General features: G+C 61.6%; 17 protein-coding genes. 2 read left to right on the top strand and 15 right to left on the bottom strand.

All coding sequences use genetic code 11. The features are described 5' to 3' along the window. Positions 1-312 precede the first annotated feature (312 nt). Entirely contained in the window at positions 313-1,653 is a 1,341-nt protein-coding gene (locus ACXAFN_RS16145) for a UDP-glucose dehydrogenase family protein (protein WP_474990332.1), read from the bottom strand. Positions 1,654-1,699: 46 nt separating this feature from the next. Further along, positions 1,700-2,701 (bottom strand): NAD-dependent epimerase, encoded by a 1,002-nt coding sequence (locus ACXAFN_RS16140; RefSeq protein WP_474990330.1) that lies wholly within the window; start codon positions 2,699-2,701, stop codon positions 1,700-1,702. 188 nt (positions 2,702-2,889) lie between these two features. Here ACXAFN_RS16140 and ACXAFN_RS16135 point away from each other — a divergent pair, with 188 nt between their 5' ends. Both ACXAFN_RS16135 and ACXAFN_RS16130 read left to right on the top strand, forming a co-directional pair. Further along, a complete protein-coding gene (locus ACXAFN_RS16135) occupies positions 2,890-3,957 on the top strand; it encodes a glycosyltransferase (RefSeq protein ID WP_474990328.1) in 1,068 nt (355 codons plus the stop codon). Then, positions 3,954-4,658 carry a lipopolysaccharide kinase InaA family protein gene (locus ACXAFN_RS16130; RefSeq protein ID WP_474990326.1) on the top strand — a complete coding sequence of 235 codons (705 nt, stop codon included), beginning with the start codon at positions 3,954-3,956 and terminating at the stop codon, positions 4,656-4,658. Before ACXAFN_RS16135 ends, ACXAFN_RS16130 begins: the two co-directional genes overlap by 4 nt. Positions 4,659-4,697: 39 nt before the next feature. Here ACXAFN_RS16130 and ACXAFN_RS16125 read toward each other — a convergent pair whose 3' ends face one another. The 13 genes from ACXAFN_RS16125 to ACXAFN_RS16065 all read right to left on the bottom strand — a co-directional run bounded on the left by ACXAFN_RS16125 (position 4,698) and on the right by ACXAFN_RS16065 (position 19,955). After that, complete coding sequence (locus tag ACXAFN_RS16125) at positions 4,698-5,843, bottom strand: glycosyltransferase (protein WP_474990324.1); 1,146 nt, start codon at positions 5,841-5,843, stop codon at positions 4,698-4,700. Next, positions 5,840-6,433 carry a serine O-acetyltransferase gene (locus ACXAFN_RS16120; RefSeq protein WP_474990322.1) on the bottom strand — a complete coding sequence of 198 codons (594 nt, stop codon included), beginning with the start codon at positions 6,431-6,433 and terminating at the stop codon, positions 5,840-5,842. Before ACXAFN_RS16120 ends, ACXAFN_RS16125 begins: the two co-directional genes overlap by 4 nt. Before the next feature lie 2 nt (positions 6,434-6,435). Next, positions 6,436-7,401 (bottom strand): hypothetical protein, encoded by a 966-nt coding sequence (locus ACXAFN_RS16115; protein WP_474990320.1) that lies wholly within the window; start codon positions 7,399-7,401, stop codon positions 6,436-6,438. After that, on the bottom strand, positions 7,398-8,561 hold the full coding sequence (locus tag ACXAFN_RS16110) for a glycosyltransferase (protein WP_474990318.1): 1,164 nt from the start codon (positions 8,559-8,561) through the stop codon (positions 7,398-7,400). Before ACXAFN_RS16110 ends, ACXAFN_RS16115 begins: the two co-directional genes overlap by 4 nt. Next, the gene (locus ACXAFN_RS16105) at positions 8,558-9,937 is read right to left on the bottom strand and encodes an O-antigen ligase family protein (RefSeq protein WP_474990316.1); all 1,380 of its coding nucleotides are present in this window, start codon (positions 9,935-9,937) and stop codon (positions 8,558-8,560) included. Before ACXAFN_RS16105 ends, ACXAFN_RS16110 begins: the two co-directional genes overlap by 4 nt. A 178-nt stretch (positions 9,938-10,115) precedes the next feature. Then, entirely contained in the window at positions 10,116-11,372 is a 1,257-nt protein-coding gene (locus tag ACXAFN_RS16100; RefSeq protein WP_474991051.1) for an O-antigen ligase family protein, read from the bottom strand. 216 nt (positions 11,373-11,588) lie between these two features. Continuing rightward, the gene (locus tag ACXAFN_RS16095) at positions 11,589-12,863 is read right to left on the bottom strand and encodes an exopolysaccharide biosynthesis polyprenyl glycosylphosphotransferase (protein WP_474990314.1); all 1,275 of its coding nucleotides are present in this window, start codon (positions 12,861-12,863) and stop codon (positions 11,589-11,591) included. After that, entirely contained in the window at positions 12,853-14,064 is a 1,212-nt protein-coding gene (locus ACXAFN_RS16090) for a glycosyltransferase family 4 protein (RefSeq protein WP_474990312.1), read from the bottom strand. The genes ACXAFN_RS16095 and ACXAFN_RS16090 overlap by 11 nt, the downstream gene beginning before the upstream one ends. Next, positions 14,061-15,299: a glycosyltransferase family 4 protein gene (locus ACXAFN_RS16085; protein WP_474990310.1), complete on the bottom strand. Its 1,239-nt coding sequence runs from the start codon at positions 15,297-15,299 to the stop codon at positions 14,061-14,063. The genes ACXAFN_RS16090 and ACXAFN_RS16085 overlap by 4 nt, the downstream gene beginning before the upstream one ends. Further along, a complete protein-coding gene (locus tag ACXAFN_RS16080; protein WP_474990308.1) occupies positions 15,292-17,031 on the bottom strand; it encodes a hypothetical protein in 1,740 nt (579 codons plus the stop codon). Before ACXAFN_RS16080 ends, ACXAFN_RS16085 begins: the two co-directional genes overlap by 8 nt. Further along, complete coding sequence (locus ACXAFN_RS16075; protein WP_474990306.1) at positions 17,024-18,346, bottom strand: glycosyltransferase family protein; 1,323 nt, start codon at positions 18,344-18,346, stop codon at positions 17,024-17,026. Before ACXAFN_RS16075 ends, ACXAFN_RS16080 begins: the two co-directional genes overlap by 8 nt. Further along, on the bottom strand, positions 18,343-19,398 hold the full coding sequence (locus ACXAFN_RS16070; protein WP_474990304.1) for a glycosyltransferase family 4 protein: 1,056 nt from the start codon (positions 19,396-19,398) through the stop codon (positions 18,343-18,345). The genes ACXAFN_RS16075 and ACXAFN_RS16070 overlap by 4 nt, the downstream gene beginning before the upstream one ends. Continuing rightward, entirely contained in the window at positions 19,395-19,955 is a 561-nt protein-coding gene (locus ACXAFN_RS16065; RefSeq protein ID WP_474990302.1) for a hypothetical protein, read from the bottom strand. The genes ACXAFN_RS16070 and ACXAFN_RS16065 overlap by 4 nt, the downstream gene beginning before the upstream one ends. Positions 19,956-21,012: the final 1,057 nt, after the last annotated feature.

Below are 21,012 nucleotides of genomic sequence, written 5' to 3'. Positions count from 1 at the left end.
CCCTTCGGTCACAGAGCGTCACGGGGCGGTTAACGAAAAGTTTACGAAGTTACAGTTTGTTCACAGAGGGATTCTCCTCATGCATGGCAGGTGAGATATCACCATGCAAGGAGTGACCAACCGCATGGCCAGACTGGAAACCATGAGGTGGAATACTGGGGTGACAGGCAGGAGGGAATTCATGCGAGATCGAGGGGGCACGAGGGGCGAGAAGCAAGTCGTGAGGTGTTAGGAGTGAGGTGTTAGGAGAAAGGCAATCGTCCACCGTCCGCTTGCTGAGCCCCAAGCGGACGGTGGGCCGGCCGGGAGGCGTCAGGACAGCTCGACCGAGTCGCCGCGGCCCACGGCGTAGTACAGCAGGCCCGCCGCCTTCACCGCGTCCGGCTCGAAGAGGTTGCGGCCGTCCACGATCAGCGGCAGCGTCAGCGTCGTCTTCAGCCAGGCGAAGTCCACGCTGCGAAACGCCTTCCATTCGGTGCAGATCACCAGCGCATCGGCGCCCCGCACCGCCTCGGCACGGTCGCCCGCCAGCGTGAGGTCGTGGCGGTCGCCGTAGAGCCGGCGGCATTCCTCCATCGCCTCCGGGTCGTAGGCCTGCACCCTGGCGCCGGCCGCCCACAGCGCCTCCATCAGGGTTCGGCTCGGGGCATCACGCATGTCGTCGGTGTTTGGCTTGAAGGCCAGGCCCCACAGGGCGATGGTGCGCCCGGCCAGGTCGCCGTCGAAGGCCTTGGCCAGTTTAGCGAACAGCGTTTGCTTCTGGCGCCGGTTGACGGCCTCCACCGCCCCCAGCAGCTCGGCCGCGTAGTCGACCTCGCTGGCCGTGCGGGCCAGGGCCTGGACGTCCTTGGGGAAGCAGGAGCCGCCGTAGCCGCAGCCGGGGTAGATGAAGTGATAGCCGATGCGCGGGTCCGAGCCGATGCCGCGGCGCACCTGCTCCACGTCGGCGCCCAGGCGCTCGGCCAGATTGGCGATCTCGTTCATGAAGCTGATCTTGGTGGCCAGCATGGCGTTGGCGGCGTACTTGGTCAGCTCCGCGGCCCGCACGTCCATGAACATCAGCTTGTCGTGCCGGCGAATATAGGGGGCATAGCACTCGCGCATCAGGGCCTTCACTCGCTCGGACTCGGTTCCCACGATGATCCGCGCGCCGTGACTGAAGTCCTCGATGGCCGCCCCTTCCTTCAGGAACTCGGGGTTCGAGCACACCTCGAAGTCGATCGACTCGCCCCGCTCGGCCAGGGTCGTCGCCACGGCGGCCTGCACTCGGTCGGCGGTGCCCACCGGCACGGTCGACTTGTCGACGATGACCTTCTCGTCGGTCATGTGGCGGCCGATGGTCTCGGCCACCGCCAGCACGTACTGCAGGTCGGCGCTGCCATCCTCGTCGGGCGGCGTGCCCACGGCGATGAACTGCAGGGGCGCGAAGGCCACCGCCTCGGCCGGGTCGGTGGTGAAGCGCAGCCGCCCCTCGGCCACGTTGGCCTTGACCATCTCCTCGAGGCCCGGCTCGAAGATCGGGATCTCGCCGGCCGCCAGCCGCGCGATCTTGTCCGCGTCGACGTCCATGCACAACACATCGTGCCCCACGTCAGCCAGGCAGGTACCGGTCACCAGCCCCACGTAGCCCGTTCCGAAGATCGTGATTTTCATGGGTATCCTTTCCAGTTAACGATGAGATGGCAGAAACGAGGCGTCGTCAGACGCCATGATAATCCCGATACCAGGAAACGAAACGGGCGACGCCCTCCTCGACTCCCACCTGAGGCCGATAGCCGGTGGCCGCGAACAGCGCCTCGGTGTCCGCCCAGGTGCGGGGCACGTCGCCGGGCTGCATCGGCTGGAAGTCGCAGATGGCCTCGCGGCCGGTGGCGGCTTCCACCGCCCGCACGAAGTCCATCAGCGCCACCGGGCTGCCATGGCCGATGTTGTAGAGCGCGTAGGGCGCGGTGCTGGTGTCCGGCGTAGCGGCGTCGACCGACGCCCGGCGCCCGGGCACCACCTCCAGGACGCGCACGACGCCCTCGACGATATCGTCGATATAGGTGAAATCCCGCGACATCTCGCCATGGTTGAAGACCTGGATGGGTTCGCCGGCCAGCACCGCCCGGGTGAACTTGAACATGGCCATGTCGGGCCTGCCCCAGGGGCCATAGACGGTGAAGAACCTCAGCCCGGTGGTCGGCAGGTCGTACAGGTGGGCATAGGTGTGGGCCATCAGCTCGTTGGCCTTCTTGGTGGCCGCATAGAGGCTGATGGGGTGGTCGACGTTATCGGAGGTGTCGAAGGGGACCTTGTCGTTGGTGCCGTAGACCGAGCTCGAGGAGGCATAGACCAGGTGCTCGACCCGGCCGTGGCGGCAGCCTTCCAGCACGTTGAGGTGCCCCACCAGGTTGGCGTCGGCATAGGCGTGGGGGTTTTCCAGCGAATAGCGCACGCCGGGCTGCGCCGCCAGGTGAATCACGCGCTCGAAGCCCTCGGCGGCAAACAGGTCGGCGACGGCCTCCCGGTCGGCCAGGTCGACCCGCTCGAAGCGCACGTCCTCGCGGTCCGCCAGGTCGTCCAGCCGCGCCCGCTTGAGCGCGACATCGTAGTAGTCATTGAGATTGTCGATGCCGACGATCTCGTGGCCCTGCCCCGAGAGGCGCTTGGCGACGGCATGGCCGATGAATCCGGCCATGCCCGTGATCAATAGCTTCATGGTGTGACGCGCTCTCCTGCCTCTGCCTCGTACGTCGCCTGCGGTGACGTGCTGGCGCGCATTGTACCCCAGGCCCGGTCCGGCGCGCGCCCTCCTTCCCCGGCCGGGCGTCCGTGGTAGAATCCTCCCCCTTCGTGACCGATCCCACACGGCGGGCGCCCCCGCCGACTCCCTGGCAGGACGCTACCATGACCCGCAAACGCTTCGCCTTCGTCATCGAGGATCTCTACGGCGGCGGCGCCCAGAAATCGCTGCTCTATACCGCCGACCAGCTTCGCCAGCGCGGCCACGCGGTCAAGGTCTTCACGCTGCGCGAGCGCATCGAGCATCGCCTGCCGGAAGGCCTGGAGATCGAGAACCTGGCCGTGGTCACCCCGTTCACCAAGGCGACCACCACGGTGCTCACCGAGAAGTGGCAGGCCTCGCGGATCAAGCGCGCCCTGATGCCCTGGGCCCCGGACGCGGTGATCTCCTGCTCCTGCGACAAGATCACCCGCCACCTCGACTTTCCCAACCTCTACTTCTGGGTCAAGTCGGACGTCTCGGCCAAGTTCAGCGACCTGAAACAGCGCCAGCGCGCCTTCGACAAGGTCCGGCGCTTCTACCGCGACCGCCAGGTCATCGCCGTCTCCCAGGGCGTGAAGGAAAACCTGGAGGGCGTGGTCGGGCTCGCCGCCGAGCGCATCGTGCCCATCTACAATCCCTACGAGCGCGAGCCCTTCGTGGCCATGGCCGAGGAATCCGCCCCGGTGCCGAAGGGCGACTACCTGCTGTGCGTGGCGGCCATCGAGCCGCGCAAGCGCCACGACCGGCTGCTGCGTGCCTACGCCGAGAGCGGCGTGACCACGCCGCTGGCCATCATGGGCAAGGGCAAGCCCGAGCACGAGGCCGAAGTCCGCCGCCAGATCGCCGCGCTCGGGCTCGAGGATCGCGTGCTGTGGCTGGGCTACCACCACAACCCCTACCCCTTCATCCGCCACGCCAAGGCCATGGTGCTGACATCCGACGCCGAGGGCCTGCCACGGGTGCTGATCGAGGCCCTGCTGCTGCACACCCCGGTGGTCAGCGTCGATTGCCCCAGCGGCCCGCGGGAGATCCTCACCCAGGAGCTGGCGGACTTCCTGGTCGCCCCGGACGACGAGGCCGGCCTGGCCAGCGCCCTGGCCAGGATGGACCGTGACCCGGTGGCCATCGAGCCCCGGCATTACCAGCAGTTTCTCAAGGAAACGGTGCTGCCCCAGTTCGAGGCCCTGTGACGGTGGAGTTGCTCGACATCCCCTTCGATGACCGGCGCCGTCGTTACCTGGTGTTCCACGCCGACGGCCTGCCCTCGCGGCTGCGCCTGGCCAGCACCACCACCACCGCCGCCTTCGAGGCCGTGGCCAGCAGCCGCTTCTATCTCTCCCAGGACGGACGCATCCTCGCCAAGGTGGTGCCCGACAAGTTCACCAAGCGCCGGGAACCCTGGAACTGGCTGGCCCGGGACTACCTGGAGAAGCGCTGGCTACTGCAATCGGACGCGCGCAAGGAGTTCCTCAGCCTGCGCGTGCTGCGCCGGGCCGGGCTCGCCACGCCGCACTGCCACGGCTGGGGAATCTCGCTCAACCCGGCCAACCGCAACGCCTCCCTGCTGCTGATGGAGCACAAGCAGGCCGCCCGCCCCGGCGGCGAAGTGTTCGACGCCCTCGACGAGGCCGGCCGGCGCCGCTTCCTGGAACGCTTCTGCGATGACGTCGCGATCCTGGCCCGCGCCGGCTACGTGCACCGCGACCTGCACTACAACAACCTGCTGGTCGACGCCGACGAGCGGCTGGTCTGGATCGATGCTCACGTTCGGCGGCTACCAAGAAAAAGAGCCGACCAATGGCCGGCTCTCGAGCGCTCGCTGTCGATCAGGAAGTTGCGCGGCGCGGACTACCATGCGCTGGCCAGCGAGCGACTCCGCCGGCTGTTATAGGGCGTCGATCTCTCGCCGCCGCTCAATGGCCCTTGGCCTTCAGCCTTCCTGGCAGAGGGCGATATAGCGCGCCGCAATCGTCTCGGGCAGGAAGGCACGGTAGTGGGCCTCTTCGATGCGCGGCGGCGAGGCGAGCACGTCGCGGATCTTCTCGCCCAACCGCGGGCCATCGTCTTGCTCGGCCAGGCAGCCGGCCAGTTCCCCTTGCAGGATCTCCCGCGGGCCGCTGGGGCAGTCGGTGCTGACGACCGGCGTGCCGCACACCAGGGCCTCGGCGATCACACGCCCGAAGCCCTCGTAGTCCGACGCCAGCACGAGCAGGCGGGCGCCGTGGATGTACGGGTAGGGATTGGCCCGCTGGCCGACAAACACCACGCGCTCTGCCACCCCGAGCGCGCGGGCCAGGGCCCTCGCCTCCTCGACCTCGCCATCGCCGACGATCACCAGCGGCTGGCTCGCCCCGCTGGCCTGGTAGGCGCGCAGCAAGCGGTCGTAGCGCTTCTGGCGAAGGGCCAGACGCCCGACGTAGACGATGAAGTCATCGTGGGCAATGGGCTCGACCATGCGCCGGCGTATCGCCTCGGCGTCGATCGGGTTGTAGATCAGTTGCGCGTCGCGCGGCGTCACTCCGTGATGCGCCAGGGAATCCAGGATGCCCCGGGAGATGGCGATCACCCGGCGCCGGTGATACAGCCAGCGCATCTTGCGCAGGCGGCGCCGACGGGGTTTCCCCGCGCCCAGCAGGGCCACGCTGGGGTCGGTGCGTATGCACAGCCAGGCCCGCTCGGCCAGCGTAGAGCGATTCACGACCTGGTGGCTGTAGTGAAGGTTAGCCACGACCAGGTCGAACGCGCCGGGCTGGTCGCGCACCCAGCGATCGAGCAAGCGCGCATGCAGGCGATAGCGACGCAGCTTCTGCCAGGCATTGCGGAACCTGAAGGGCAGCCGGACCACCGACACTCCCGCCGGTATCTCATGCCATACCTTGTCACTCAGCACCAGCAGGGTGACGCGACAGCCTCGGCGAGCGAGGGCATCGGCCACCCCCAGGATCGACAGGGGGGCGCCGCCGCCGCCCAGGTGGTCCGAGATGAACAGCACGCGATACCCCTCGCCCCTCGCCTGGCCCAGCGGCGGCGTCGGTTCTCGAAGCGGCACGGTCGTGCCGGCGGTACCTCCCATCATGACTCGACCCACCTGACCGCACCGATACGATCGCCGGCGCGGATAGCGCGCACCACCCGGGCGGGCGCACCCGCCAGCACGACATCGTCGCCGAAGGCCCGGGTCACTACGGCATTGGCGCCGACGATCACCCGATCGCCGACCCGCCCTTCCCCGACGAACTTGACGCCGGGATAAAGCGTCACATCATCCCCGACCCGGCACATCAAGCCCTGATGGCCGAGCGGCGCGGTGCCGATGGACACCTGCTGATAGATCCGGCAGCGCGCCCCGATGCTCACCCCCTTGCCGATGACGATGGAAGTGGGATGGGGCAGGCGCAGCCCCAGGCCGATGACCGTCTGCGGCCCGAGATACATTCCGAAGCGCATGGCCAGTCGTGACTGCTGCCATCTCGCCAGGAAATGACAGCCCTGGTGATCCAGCCACTGGGCCAGACGCAGGCGCAACACCGCCTGGCGGCTAGGGTTGGTCGACCATAGCGCCTTGCCGAGCCGAAACAGCCACCAGCCGGGCTTGTCACCCAGGGCTTCCTCGCGGGCATGGCGCTTGAAACGTTGCCAGTTCATGTCGCCGGCCGATGCCGTCATCGTCACCCTTCCCTTGATGCCGCCGATGAATTGGGGGCGAGGGCCTGCTCCTTCGCCGCGGGCCACTCGAAGGTTTCCGGCCAGGCGGCCGGATCCCGTTCGCCGGGGGCGGTCTCGGGAACGCACTCGCCCAGGGCCTCGCGCACCCGGGCCAGCGCCGCCGGCCCCTGCGCGCCGCCGACGACGCGCTGCCACCACTGGCGATGCACGGCCATCACCCGCACCGGTACCGAGGGCAACCCCAGCCGCTGCGCCATGGCCAGCCGGTGCAAGCCGCGATTGATCTTGATCAGCCGGCCCTCGCGGCTGACCGCCACGCCCAGCGCGTCCTTGCCGCGGCTCGTATCGAAGCCATGGACGGCCATGTGATCGAGAAAGCCCAGGTAAGCGCGCAGATAGATCAGGATGCGCTCCTCGGAATCCAGCAGCACACCCTGCTGGTGAGAGGCCCAGGGCTGGCCCTTGGCGAGCCGGGCCTGCAGGCTGGCGAACCGCTCGGTTCGGGTCAGGTCGTCACGAAGGGTATCGAGGTCGCTGATCAGCCGGTACCGCGAGCCGAAGCGCAGATCGCCCCGGCGCTGGTCCCACTCGCCGTCCCACAGGAAGGCCGAGGACGAGGGGCGCAACTTGTAGGGATAGCCGCGCCAGTCGGTGCTGCGGATCAGCTGGCGAGGGTCTACCCGAAGCGTCAGGGCATCGCCCAGGCAGTGCTCCACTGCCCGGCGCGGCAGGCCCCGGCTTTCCAGCCACCGGCTGCCCGCCCGCTGGGTCGCCCAGTAGGCCAGCAGGCGGCGCTCGATCCGGGACACTACCTGCTCGATCCAGGCATCGCGGATCTTGACCTGCCAGCGTGCCTGGCGGACCCGCCAGCGAAGCTTGGGGTCATACAACGGCGCGAAGGCGGGATCTCCCGCCGGCGCCAGGGGCACCGAAGCCGGGGAGCCCGGCGTAGCATCTGTTTTCCTCATGGCGAACCATTAGTCTTCCCTGAATCGACGAACGCCTCGGCCACGCGGTCGGGCCGAAAGTCATCCAGCCAGGCCTCGTCGATCCCTGGCTTCTCGCCCCGCACGGCCGCACGCATTCCCTGTGCGAGCCCCTCCTCGGAGTGGGGGGTAATAGCGGCCTCGAGTTCCCCCTTGAGGATCTCCCGAATCCCGCCCGGACAATCGACGCTCAATACCGGCGTGCCGCAGGCCAGCGCCTCGAACAGCACGATACCCATGCCCTCGAAGCGGGAACTCAGCACGAACAGGCGCGCGTGATGCATCCAAGGGTAGGGGTTTGCCTGCTGGCCCGCAAAAACCACCCGCTCGGCGATGCCGAGCTCGGCGGCCAGCGCCTCGAGGGCCCCGCGCTCCTGTCCGTCTCCCACCAGCACCAGCGGCATGGTGACCCCGGAAGCCGCATAGGAGCGCAGCAGCAGGGCCTGGTCCTTGGCGGGCACCAGCCGCGCGACGTTCACCAGGTAAGGCTCGGCGGGTATCTCGGGCGCCGGCTCGCGCATGGCGCGGCGTATGCCCTCCAGCGGGCAGGGATTGGGGATCACCGTCAGCGAGGCCGGTACGAAACCCCAGCACCGCCCGGCCTCGCGCACGCTGTCGCGCACGCCATGCGACACGGCCACCAGATGGCGGCGATGCAGCAGGCAGCGCCCCATCAGGCGGCGGCGCCAACTCGGCCGGTCGTTCAGGTGCAGGATGTTCTCCATCACGTAGCGGGCTCGCCCGTCGCGGAAGGACCACACCAGCTCGAAGGTGCCGATGCCTCGAAACACGATGCGATCGACGCGGCCGTGGCGACGCTCGAAACGCGCCAGCCAGCGGCGGAACACCCAGCCCCCCATGATCCCGGTTCCCAGGTACAGGGAACGCTTGAGCAGCGGATTCAGCACCAGCCGGGCGACCAGCTCCAGCAACAGGCCAAGCAGGGTGAGCCGCGCCCAGCGCTGCAGCTCCAGACGGTGGAGCCGGACCCCGGCACGCTCCGGCGAGAGCTCCCCCTCGACGCGCCGCAGGCTCAGCAGATGGCTCTCGTGGCCCGCCTCGTCGAAGGCATCGGCCAGGTTGACCGCGACCCGCTCCATACCCCCCATCTTCAGGGAGCGCACCACGACCAGGGTCCTCATGCCCGCCCCCGCTTGCCGAGGCACGGCAGGATGGCCGAACCACCGGCGCTGGCCTGCCATGCCCAGATGTGGGTCACCAACCCGCCCACCACCAGGTTGTGCACGTACACCCCGGTGCCGAAGGAGTTGTAGGACTCGAACTGGTTGATCACCGCCCAATAGACGAAGAAGGCCGCCCCGAACAGCGCGATATCGCCCGGCATGTGGCCGTGGCGCCAGGCCAGCCAGGTACCGCGGCCGATCCACCAGGCCAAGAGCCCGATCACCGTCACGCCGAGCAGGCCATAGGCGGCCCAGATCTCGATCGGGAAATTGTGCAGGTGCCCAAACTGTTCCTTGACGAAGGCCGGCAGCCAGGGGGTGTGATCGATGATGACGCTGCGGGCCTCGCCGCCCCAGCCGACGATCGGCCGCTCGGCGATCCACTGGAAGGCGGCGATCCAGGAATTGATGCGGATGCCGATGCTGGTGTAGGGAATGTTGGCCAGGTCGCCGGCGAACAGGCGCGCGATCACCCCGGACTCGTTCAGCACGCGCTCGACCAGCAGGTCATGGAAGGCGTAGAGGCCCACCGCCGCCACCGCCAGCAACGCACCGCCGCCCATCAGCAGGGGCTTCGCCAGGCGGGCCAGCTCGCCGCTTCGCGCCGACACCGCCAGCCACAGGGCGGCCGCCACCGGCAGGCTGATCATCAACGACAACCACACGGCTCGGGTCTGGCCGATGACGATGCCCGTGGCACACAACCCCACCGCCAGCCCCCAGGCCACCCGGGCGGGCCACGCGAGCCGCGGGCAGCCCGGCTGCCAGCAGCGTCCGGCGAACACCACCAGCCCGAGGAAGGCCACGCCGAACAGCATGGACCCATGCTGAAGGTTGCGAATACCGAACCCGACCCGCTGGCCCTGCAGGCCGGCGAGCCATTCCTGCAGGCCGCCCCCGTGGGTGAAGGCCGCCACCAGATAGCCCAGCAGCGCGAGCGCCCAGAGCATCAGCGTGCGCCGGGAGCTGCCGCCCAGCCACCAGGCCACCGCGATGAAGATGAACAGCTTGGCCAGGCGGTCCAGCTTCGGCGCCTCGTTCATGAACTGCGGGTGATGCCAGGCCCCCAACTGCCAGGACAGCCACTGCACCACCAGGGCCGCCAGCAGCAACCACAGCGGCGCCGAGCCCCTCTGGCCCTTGCCGTACACCAGCACGGCCACCAGGCCCAGCAAGGCGGTCAGCGTCTCGCTGGGGCTACCGATGTCCGGATAGAGGATACCCAGCGCGGCGTAGAGGACCAGCGCGATCGTCCCCGGCCAGGACAGATAGCGCGGACATTCCCAATGGGCCCGCTCCCCGTCGGGCCCCCATGCCATGGTGCGGCAGGTCATTCGTTCTTCCCCTGAACCCATCATTCATACACTCGCTGCAGCACCCTGGATCAAGGCACGCACGACCTTTCCCCGGACGCCTTGCCCGAGGATCGGAAACCGGAAATCAAGAAGATGCGGATCATACCATCTTCGTCACCCCGCTCGCAGTGCGGCGCGGCCGGATGACCCAGGCCCGCTAAACGCGAGCCGGCCACGGAAAGACCCGCCGCCCGCTCTGCTTCTGCCAGCGCCAGACATGCGTGACCAGCCCGCCGGCCACCAGGTTCTGGACGTAGGCGCCGGTCCAGAAGGTGCTGTAGGACTCGAACTGGCTGACGATGGCGAAGAACACGAAGAAGGCCGCCCCGAACAGCGCCATGTCCCCGGGCATCACCCGTGCGCGCCAGGCCTGCCAGGTGCCCAGGCCGATCCAGGCGATCAGCGCCATCACGACCACGAGGCCCAGCAGACCATACCCGACCAGGATCTCGAGGAAGGTGTTGTGCAAGTGGCCGTAGAGTTCCTTGGTCTTGGCCGGCAGCCAGTCGGTGTGTTCGATGACCAGGCTACGGGCGTTTTCCCCCCAGCCGACCAGGGGCCGCTCGGCGATCCAGTCCAGCGAGGCGCGCCAGGTCAGCAACCGGTTGCCCACGCTGCTGTAGGGGATCGATTTCCAGTCGCCCTCCAGCGCCTGGGAGATGACGCGATTCTCATCGGTCAAGCGATCCGTCACCAGATGATGGAAGGACACCACCCCGGCCAGGATCACCAGGCCGGCGGCCGCCACGCCCAGCCAGCTCTTGCGCGACAGCCGCCCGCCGGCGCTCCACCAGGCCGCGACCGGCAACAGGGGCAGTACCAGCAACAGCGCCAGCCAGGCGGCTCGCGTCTGGGTGATCACCACTCCCACCAGGCAGGTCCCCAGGGCCGCCGCCCAGAGCAGGCGCCGGCACCACACCCAGGCGCCCTGCCCTCGCCAACAGCGGCCGGCAAAGCACAGCAGTCCCAGCAAGGCGCTGCCCAACAGCATGGAGTCGTGCTGGGAGTTGCGAATGGCGAATTCGGCACGCACTCCCTGCAGCCCCAGGCGCCACTGCTCCAGGCCGTCCTCGAGCAGGAACACCGCGGCCACCAGGCCGGCGACACCCAGGCCCCAGGCCAACAGGGTCGCGCGGGTGCTGCCCCCCAGCCACCAGGCCACGCCGATGAACAGGAACCACTTAGCCAGGCGGTCGAGCTGGGGATTGTCGGTCATCCACTGCGGATGGTGCAGATACCCCAGGCCCCAGGAAATCAGCTGCACCACGATCACCGCCAGCAGCAGCCACAGCGCACCACCGCCCCGAATGCCCCGTCCCCAGCGCAGCACGGCGAACAGGCCGATCAGCGCCATCAGCGAGCCGGCCGACTCCCCGACCTCGGGAGCGATCAGGCGAAGCCCGGCGTAGAGCATCACGCAGCTAAGCCCGATCCAACACAGCCAAGCGGGGGAAACCCAAGGGGGGAGCCCTTCTTCCGGCTCGAGAAAAGACAGGGGATGCTTCACGGTTTCGATACTCATCGTCGAATCAAGGAACGGAAAAGACAGCAGCCTGGGCGGGGCCCAGATGCGACGAAGCCGCGCAAGGCACGGCTCCGTCGGGAGGAATTGTTGCCGGGTATCATGTCGTCATCGAGCACCGAACCCCGACCACAGGATTCTCACTGTCTTGAACGCAATCAGCACATCCATCCACAGAGAATAGTGCTTGATATAGTAGAAATCATACTGGAGCTTCTTGATCATGCCATCTACTTCGGCGGCATAGCCCTGCTCCACCTGCGCCCAGCCCGTAATGCCCGGCCGGACCACATGGCGATAGCTGAAGAACGGCACATCCTTCTCATACCATTTGGACAACGACACTGATTCCGGACGAGGACCGATGAAGCTCATCTCGCCTTTCATGATATTGAAGAGCTGGGGCAGCTCATCGAGACGATACTTACGGATGACGCGCCCCACGCGGGTGATCCGCGGATCACCCTCATGGACGGTAAAGTCCTCGCCACTCATGTCATGGTACATGCTGCGAAACTTGTACATCAGAAAGGGGCGAGCCCGGTAGCCCATGCGCGGCTGGAGAAACAACACCGGCCCACGACTGTCGAGCTTGATGGCCACCGCGACACACAACATGATCGGCACCAGCACCGGCAGGAGTAACAGGCTGGCCACTGTATCGAAGGCTCGCTTGAACCCAATATAAAAAAGCGGCGGCAACAGGCTGCCGAATTCGTTCTCGGACAAGCGGTCGATCTGCACTCTTCCGGAGATCGACTCAGACACCTGCCGAATGTGGTACACCGGGATATGGCACAAGGTGCAACGCGCCAGGAAGGTTTCCCACTCGGACGGTAAGTCATCGGCCCGTAGGTCCGCCACCACGCTATCTACCCGCGTGCCTTCTAGATCGGGCCGTTCGAGCAAGCGCACATCCAATTGTCGGGTGTCCATCAAGCGATGAAAGGCGCCGAAGGGAACGACGGCCACCTTGAGCTTTCGGAAGCGACGTCCCAGGAAAAAGCCCAGGTAAAACCATAACAGGCTAACGATGTAGCCCCCGAACAGTACCTGCCGGGTATAGGCCTCGCGCGTGAAAAACAGCACGGCCACCGCGATAAGAAAAGCGATGGTGATCGTAGGCAAAATGTTGGCAGCCAGCTGTGCACCGGGGAAGCGCGCCAAACGCCTCAGCGTGACCGCCGAGGCGAGAAAGGCCAACCCAATGGCAATCATGGTGTTGTAGCGTACGTCCGGCAGATACAGCCAGAACTCCCACCTCCATCGCTCGAGGGCAGGCAGCCCTATCGCCAGAGGAATTCCGACCACCACATGGATGGACAACCCCAGGAGCAGCACCTCGTACCACCGTGAATGGCGGCGTTGATACTCACGCTTCATTCTTCACCAGTGCCAGGATGTCATCGGCCATTTCATTCATTATCCTATCTCTGCGCCACTTGGCCACGAACTCCGGCCGAGGGCGGGAGGATACCTCAAGTCGGCCCAGGGCGGCGACAGCTTCGTCGACATCGCAAGGGGAAAAACACGCCGCATTATCCACCTCTTGCTCGACGAATCGAGCAGCGAACCCCGATACCCCCGCCCAGATGGGACGACCGGTTGCGGCATACTCGAACAGCTTGGAAGGCAATACCTGCTCGAGCGACGACAAGCGATTCAGGTGGAGGAACAACACGTCGGCATGTCGGTAGGTGTCTAACAAATCGTCACGGGAAATGGGCTCCAAGATCTGTACATTGTCGAGGCCTTTCTCTGCCAGGGCTCGGCGAAGTGGTTCACGGCCGGCACCAGCGCCGATGACACGGAAAGTGGCCCGACCAGCAAGGCGCTGAGCCAATGCAGGGAGAATACGCTCCATCCCCTGGCCGGTTCCCAGATTACCGGCATACAGCACCTTCAACGGCTGACCGGCTTGTACCGACAGCTCTTTCTCGAACACTCCGGATGCCGCGGCCTCGACAAAAAGGGGATCAATTCCGTTGGTGTGCCAGGCCAGACATTGCCCCGGATAGCGGGAGTGGAAGTATGGCTCGAACCCCCGCGACACGAGATTGACTCTGTCGGCATCGACCAAAGCCCAACGCTCGAGAAAGCCAAACATGGGAGCCAGCAGATGACCTGTACCGAATGGCAACATCGAAGGGAGGTTTTCGACAAAATTGTCACGAATATCCTGATACAGCCTGCCCCCACAGCGACGTGACACCCAACGCCCGAGCACGCCGGTCATCAGCTTCGATGAAGAGGCGAGCACCACATCGAAGTGTTGATCACGCGTCAGCCGAAGAACCTGTCGAGCATAGGCGGCAAACGCACGTGCCTGGGTCACCATGCCACCTCCACCACCGGGTACCTCTACCCGAGTGATGGTAGTAACACCGTCAGGTTGCGCATCGTGCCGCGCCCCCCAGTCCAATGTTCCCCCGAAGCGGTTGGGTACCGTGGTGATCACCTGTACCGTGCTGCCCGGCGAGAGCCTGGGTGCCAACGCCTGAACCAGCGCCTGGCAGCGAAAGGCGCCGGCACTGATATCCGGGGGATAGTAGAAACAGAGTAGAAGTATCCTTGCTGTTGTCATCGATGCGCCGCACCGGCTCGCCGGTTGGATAGCACCCGGTCATACAGGTCGATCAGCCCCTGTTCCTGGGACTCCCAATTAAGCGACTGCGCGGCCGTTGCCGCTTGGTTTCGATAATAGGCACGCTGCTCGGGATCATCGACCAGTTGTTGGATGGCACTGGCCAAGGCGACCGTATCGCCTGGCGGCACCAGCATTCCAAGATCATGCTCACGCACCACCCGACTGATCTCCGGTAACTGGCTTGCGACGACTGGCAGACCCGCTATCACATACTCGAAAAGCTTGTTGGAATCGGTGGTGAAATGGTTCAGGCAAGTGTTCTCGATGGGCTGCACGCCGATATCGGCCGAGGCCGTGTAGGTAGGCAGCTCGCTCAATGCCACGGTGGGGATGAAACGCACCCGCTCGGTCAGGCCAAGGGACTCCGCCAGCTCGTGGAGTTCCCGCTCCTGGCGCCCACCACCGATGAACACGAAATAGGCATTCGGCACGTTGGCCGCTGCCTCCACCAGCCGCGGTAGTCCTCTCCCCGGCTGCAAGCCTCCCTGGTAGAGCACGATAGGCCATGGCTCGCTGAGTCCGAGCTCTTCTCGAATCCGGCTCGAACCATCCACCTCCACCAGGCGCGGGCGATTCTGCAGGACCAATGGACGAGGAATGCCATAGGCACGCGCGAAGAACTTGGCGCGTGCCTCGGTCGTGGTGATGGTGCCCGCTGCCTTAGGCATGATGTGTTTCTCCAGCCACCCCACCAAACCGCGAAAGGCCTGGTAGCCTTCCCGGTCGGTGCTGATCTCATGGGCGTCGTAGACAAGCGGAACCCGTGTAACCTTGGCAGCCAACCACGCGGTCGGCAGCACATTGACGTCATGGGCATGGATCGCATCGGGATGAGAGCGAACCAACGCCCACAACATCGCCAAGTGAGTCCTCACACGAGAAGCCGCCGCTAGCAGGAACGTCATTCGGGTGCGGCCTTGCACTACCTTGCCGGGACTGATCTGGCGCTTCGCTTGCCGCTTGCCGAACCGCCTTACCCTGACACCATTTTCCAGCGTCTCGCATGACGTTGTCACACCAGGCATATGTAACGCATGCACAGTCACGCTATAACTCGCTCTCGCGAGCGTCCCGGCCTCGTTCTTGACTCGGGCGTCATTCAAAAAGGTGTTCCATACCAGCATCACAATATGGGAACCAATGACACCATCAGTCGGAATACGCTCACTCATGAAGAGTGCCTTGAGCTAGCGGCCGCGGGGCCTCGCTTGGCGCCAATCGCTCATGGATTGCCGGCAACAATTCTAGGGCATGCACGAAGCGCTGCCGACTGCACTCACGTTCCAGAGCGAACGCCAAAGCCGCCAGCTCTACATGCTGAGGGATGAGCGTAGAAAGGGAAGGACGCGTCTCGGCCGCTTCAAGCAAGGATGGCATCAATTGATCCAACGATTTAGGCTGCTCGGGCCACCCCGCTCCCACTGGTTCAAGTGTCCAACGCCCCCAATGGAGCAGCAAAGGATCACCATCTTCGCATACCCAAATGGAATCCTGGAAAATATCTGGGTTGAACACGGCAACTGGCAACGACTTCAATAACTCCTGAAGTCGAGGCAACTCGGCAAGCAGTTGCTCTAATGACTCCTGTTGCACTTCACCAGTGACGGCAAGCTGAAGTTTTTCCAGCATGGTCCTATCCAAGCGCTGCCAGAGCATTGGCTTGGAGCGCTGATAACGTTGAGCTAGAGCCAGAGAAGGTACCGCGGCCAACAGCTTGGCGCGAAGCATCCTCGTGAGCGGATTGACTTCTTGTAATTCAGGTGAGCGCCCTTCAGGAAGCTCATAGAGAATACAATGAAACTTCTGAAGCTGATTAGCTCCCATCAATATACAGGAAGGCAACCCTTTCGGCTGCTCTCCCATCAGCGTGGCTTCATGCTGCGCCAACGAACTACGATTTGTCTCATAAAGCTTGAGAAGATAACTACTTTCTCCACGCCACACGCGAAGACCCGCTACATTAGGCACCCCCATCTGCTTCCATTCACTCTTGAGTGATTCTTCCTCCTCTCCCGCCAGCTCATCCAGCAGCAGCTTCATCCAGGATACTCTTGATTCCACCCTCAGCAATGGCCAGAAGGTTTTATCTGGCTGGATTTGTTGGGAAAGCAATACTTTTCCATGAAAGAACAGGGCATCAAGCTTGACGCGCTGCTTCTGCAATGCTCCTAAATCACCAAGCATGCCAGTGGCACGCTGCATAACCTGACGACTCAGCAGTAGCGATACGATGGCAATAATGACACCTGGAGAATCCCACAAAATAAAGTCAGCCACAAGATAGCCAAAAGCCACGAAAAACCCGAGCCCACCTATCAGGTTAAGCATCGAGGTCAATTTATTTTCCAACCGCTCCCGTATGGTCGTAGATGTGATGTGCAGGAGCCAGAGTGTAGCCATTGAAACCACACCATAGCTCACCAACACTACAACCATAGATGGATAAAATACGGCTAAACCCAGAAATGACAGAAGGATAAAAGTTACGCTAGCCAGTGCGCGTGAATAGCGCTGATACGCATTAGCCGCAATCTCATCCTGATTTTCGAACAGCACCATCTTATGACTTTTCGAAAGCAGTTTTCCTGTTGCCAACCTAGTAGTTCGGGCAACCAGGCGCTCGGCCAATAGATAGAGCAAGTAAAAGCCCAGAGTCCCGCAACTCAATGCAGCAATCACGACATCACGATTGATCTCGGAAAAGGAAGCAGGAAAGTAACGAGGGATGCCTTCGGAGCCAAGAAGAATGACGACTTTAAGGGGAAGGAAAGATGCTAGCAATGTTGCAATTTGTGATATCAGCGTTAGAAGGACGATCAATCCGGTCTTGATAGGCACCACACGAACAAACTTGGCTCCTAAAGATAGACTCCAGCGGCAGGAGTTAAGCATGACATCAATCATGTGGAGCACTCCCCATCAGTGTTAGTAGCTGGCCGGCTCGCACCTCCCAAGTATTGCGGGCAATGAAATCTGAGATTCGTTCTTGATCCGGCTCTAATACACAGGCCCTTTTCAGGGCATAGCAGAACGCATCGACAGAATCCACCGTTGTGGTATAAGGATAATGCTCAATTTGAGGCATACGAAATGACACTACAGGCAGACCAAATGACAAGTATTCATAGATCTTGATCGGATCGACACCATCGGCCAGCGCCCCCATTCGGAAGGGAATGATGGCTGCACTCCACTTAGATGCATAGTGATGAAGCTGTTGCCATGGCTTGGGGCCCAATAAGGCCACATTCTCAGGCAAATCAAGTCCTTGGGGCTCCGAGTGTCCAATCACTTCGAAGCAATATTGGGGACTGCGACTAGCAATCTCGATGAAGGCCCCCCAATCAAACCAAGCAGAGGACAGGTGGCCAAAATATCCAACGACAGGGGGGGTACTACGAGGTTCGCGACGATACCCGGGCGGCAGGAAATCCATTTCCACGGCATTGGGTACTAACATCACCCTATGGCCCGGAGCCAGTTGTCGCATCTTTTCCACCAGTGGCCCAGAGACACACAGTGTCGCATCACAGCTTGCCACCAATCGCCGCTCGATCTCCGCATCAAACCAGCGAGCCATACCAACCTTAGAAAACTCTTCCCAGTCATCGCGACAATCATAAACGACTTTCCAACCATGTCGACGAAAGAGCTCGACACTCTTCTCGATTCCCGGGAGGGGATAGGAAACAATAAAGAGTTTCTTGCAATTTCCCGAGTCAAAAGCAGCTATTTCAGAAAGCAACTGCATCGTGATATCTACGGGACTCTGCATCAGCCCTTCCTGCTCATAGGTGGGCAGAGGCTCATCAAAGCGTGAGCGGTGATAGCTGAACATAACATTCACGCCTCGCCGCAGCAGCGCCTGTGTTTGCCGAATAGGGCGATTGCCGCGCGTCCCTTGGATATGAGTCGTCCCCGAAAGAAGAAACACAACAGGTGCGCCAGTTTTCCGTGCATTGCCAGTCAGTCTCCACCATCCCGACTGCACCCGTTGATACATAAGAGAGCTAGGACCGGGTGGCCGTCTTTGTGTTCTCCGCTCGCTAATCAGCCCATACAAGTCTACGGGCAAACGAAGCAATTTCTTGGGGGATCCTAGCGCCCCCGTCAACAGTCGGCCCAGTTTGTAGCTGCTGCTATCTAGTACCCGACGATGTTCCACACGCAGCTCTTCGAGTTCTAGACGCAGGCGTTCGATGTCGTGTTCGGGCTTCATGATGTTTCCGTCAGTAAGGTCTTGAAGGTATCTACAAATGACCTCGGTCCATACCGCCGACACAACTGCTCATACAGGCGCTGCACTTCTCCATCTGGAACGCCACGCGCCAACAGATGGCCTGCATCGGCAATCTGCTCAGGTTGCCAGATATCCACCAACTGCACCATTGGCGAATCGGGGAATACCTCATGAAAAACCGGTAAATCGTTGGCTATCAGCGGGCAACCACATAATAAGGCCTCCGCAGCCGCCATACCGAACGATTCGTCCTTGGAGGTGACCAACATCGCTCCACCAGTAGCGGCACACTGGCGATATAGGTCTGCCAGACTAGTATTTTCAATACAATCTATCCAGTTCACACGATCAGAGACACCCAGGCGATAGGCGAGTTGGAACAGACTCTCCGCACGCTCTTCAGGTGCAGTAAAACCGCCTACCATATGCAGCTTCACCGGCCCAAAAATATCGTTCAGCATGCGTAAATAAACTAGTGCTAATCGCCAGTTCTTGTGACTATCCAGCTTACCTACCCAGATGAACTCACGCTCCCCGCCTGACGCATTATGCGAGTCTTGCGCTGCAGGAAAGAATACTTCTGTATTCAGAATATTGGGGACGACTTGAACAGATTGGTCGTTGATCCTTTGGCTAACGAGACTGGCAGAGTAATGGGTAGGCACCATAAAACCTGCCAGCCTCGATATATCTACATCTATAAGGTAGGCAAGCCCATTGCTGGTCGTGGTATGGACATCGAGATAGACCGAGTTTCGGCGCCATATAGGCCCTCCCGCTTGGCCTAGTAATTCGGGCGAGTCAATGACGACCACGGCGTCGAAGCACTCACGATGCACAAGAGTCTTAAAGGCAATATCAGAGCCAAAGTGGATTCCTTGGCTGCGCACCACCTGCTGACGCAGTCCATTGTCCTGACTGAAGAAAAGCTGGCAGTCTACCCCTTCCTTCTTCAGTGCGTTCCGCCGAAGCAGTAGCTGAGTAGAGACACCACCGATGATGCCATAACGGTAGGCATATAGTACCCTCATGTAGACGTCCTTTCCCGGCACTCGTCTGCTTGTGCTACCACATACGCCACCAAACTGGGATCGAATTCACTTGCGTCCCGTTCGGGCCACCAGATGACCTTCCAGCCACTCTGCTTCGCCCTTGCCAGTCGACGGGCCACTACAGATGTTGGTTTTCGCAAAATCATGGTGCCAACATGCCCGACGTCCAGCCGCTGAGCAACCAAGTCGGCATCTTCACAGACCCAGGTATTAGAGCTAGAGTAATCAGAAGGTCTTACCGACCCCAGAATCACAGTATCGACATGTAGTGCTTCAGTGGTAAGCTCAGGCTTCAACTTATACCTTATTTCAGCCCGAGGACTTCGGCGACGACTGCGATAAACACGGGCCAGCCTGACAAGTGCCTTGAGTGAACGAAGGCTGGGCGGGAAAGCCTCTAAAACAATTCCGCCAACAAGATAGCGAAGGCTATTCCGAAAGTCCTTCGACTCCGCTTCACGAGCAGCTATATCCTCTCGAAGCGCTTCATTCAAATATTTAACATAGAACAATCGAGATCTATTGATATCTGACATTTATATCCCGTAACCTCCTGTACAACTTATCTACAAGCGCGCAATCAGCACAACACACAAACATACCACAACCATCGCACTACTAACTCTATAGCGATGCACCCAAAAATATCGGGAGCTATTCATTGTTAACCCTTAAAAGACAATACCCTAAGCCGCTTAAAGCCAGCCAAATCCAAACAAAACTTTAATCAACTTTCGCTAACATTCATTTTATTTTTCACTGCGGATGCAAGCCCTACCCATTCCTTTCAAGACCTGCTGACCTGACCAAAACTCACTCATTCAAAAACATCCTCCGGAGAAACTTCATCTTTCACATAAAGTTTTACCTATCGATATCACCCACCTTTTATTCAACATTGATGTGGCCGTCCACTACTTCCCGGGACCATACAGCTAGCAAGTGTGTGGACTTAATCACGCATCAGGCAACTCTCTATAACATAAAATCTTCTCTGCCTCACCAGCTCCTGAAACACTATTCAAAGTTATTTTTTTCGCACCATCAAAGTTACTTTTTCATTTTATAGAAACAAAAAAGAGATAATACCTGAAGCTCCATTTCTCAACAATAAGACTTCACTACTTTCTCATCTAGAATCTTTCATCTCTTGCCCGAAACTAGAGATTATATTTAGCCGCATTACACACTCAACCCGAGGGTAATCCACCGGCAAAGTCAGGATATCACCCTACATGCCAAGAAAATAACCTATCGGATGCTGTTATTGGGTGCAACATCATCAATTGATTATTTTTCGATTAAGTCGTCTTCCCAATGCTCTAAAAATACACATTTTCCACTTCCAGAGGAGGGAAGTAAATGCTGGCCATATAAAGAAGCTGGCACGCTCCGTCACACAGCATGTGCTTGATCAGGGCGAGGCGGGGGCTTCCTGGAAGCACTTGCTCTCCCACTACCCGAAGTTCATCGGACGCTATTCAGGCAAGCGGGCTGAGTATTGGGCATCGGAGCACTTGATTGCGTTGTATCTCTCGACTGATGGTCAATGTGAAGAGTTCCTCCAGCCAGCCCCATCACCTTCCTAGTTCT

Source organism: Halomonas sp. ABH4_019 (assembly GCF_056159885.1).
The sequence above is the reverse complement of the archived record's forward strand: the minus strand, read 5'-3'. Positions and strand labels throughout refer to the sequence as shown.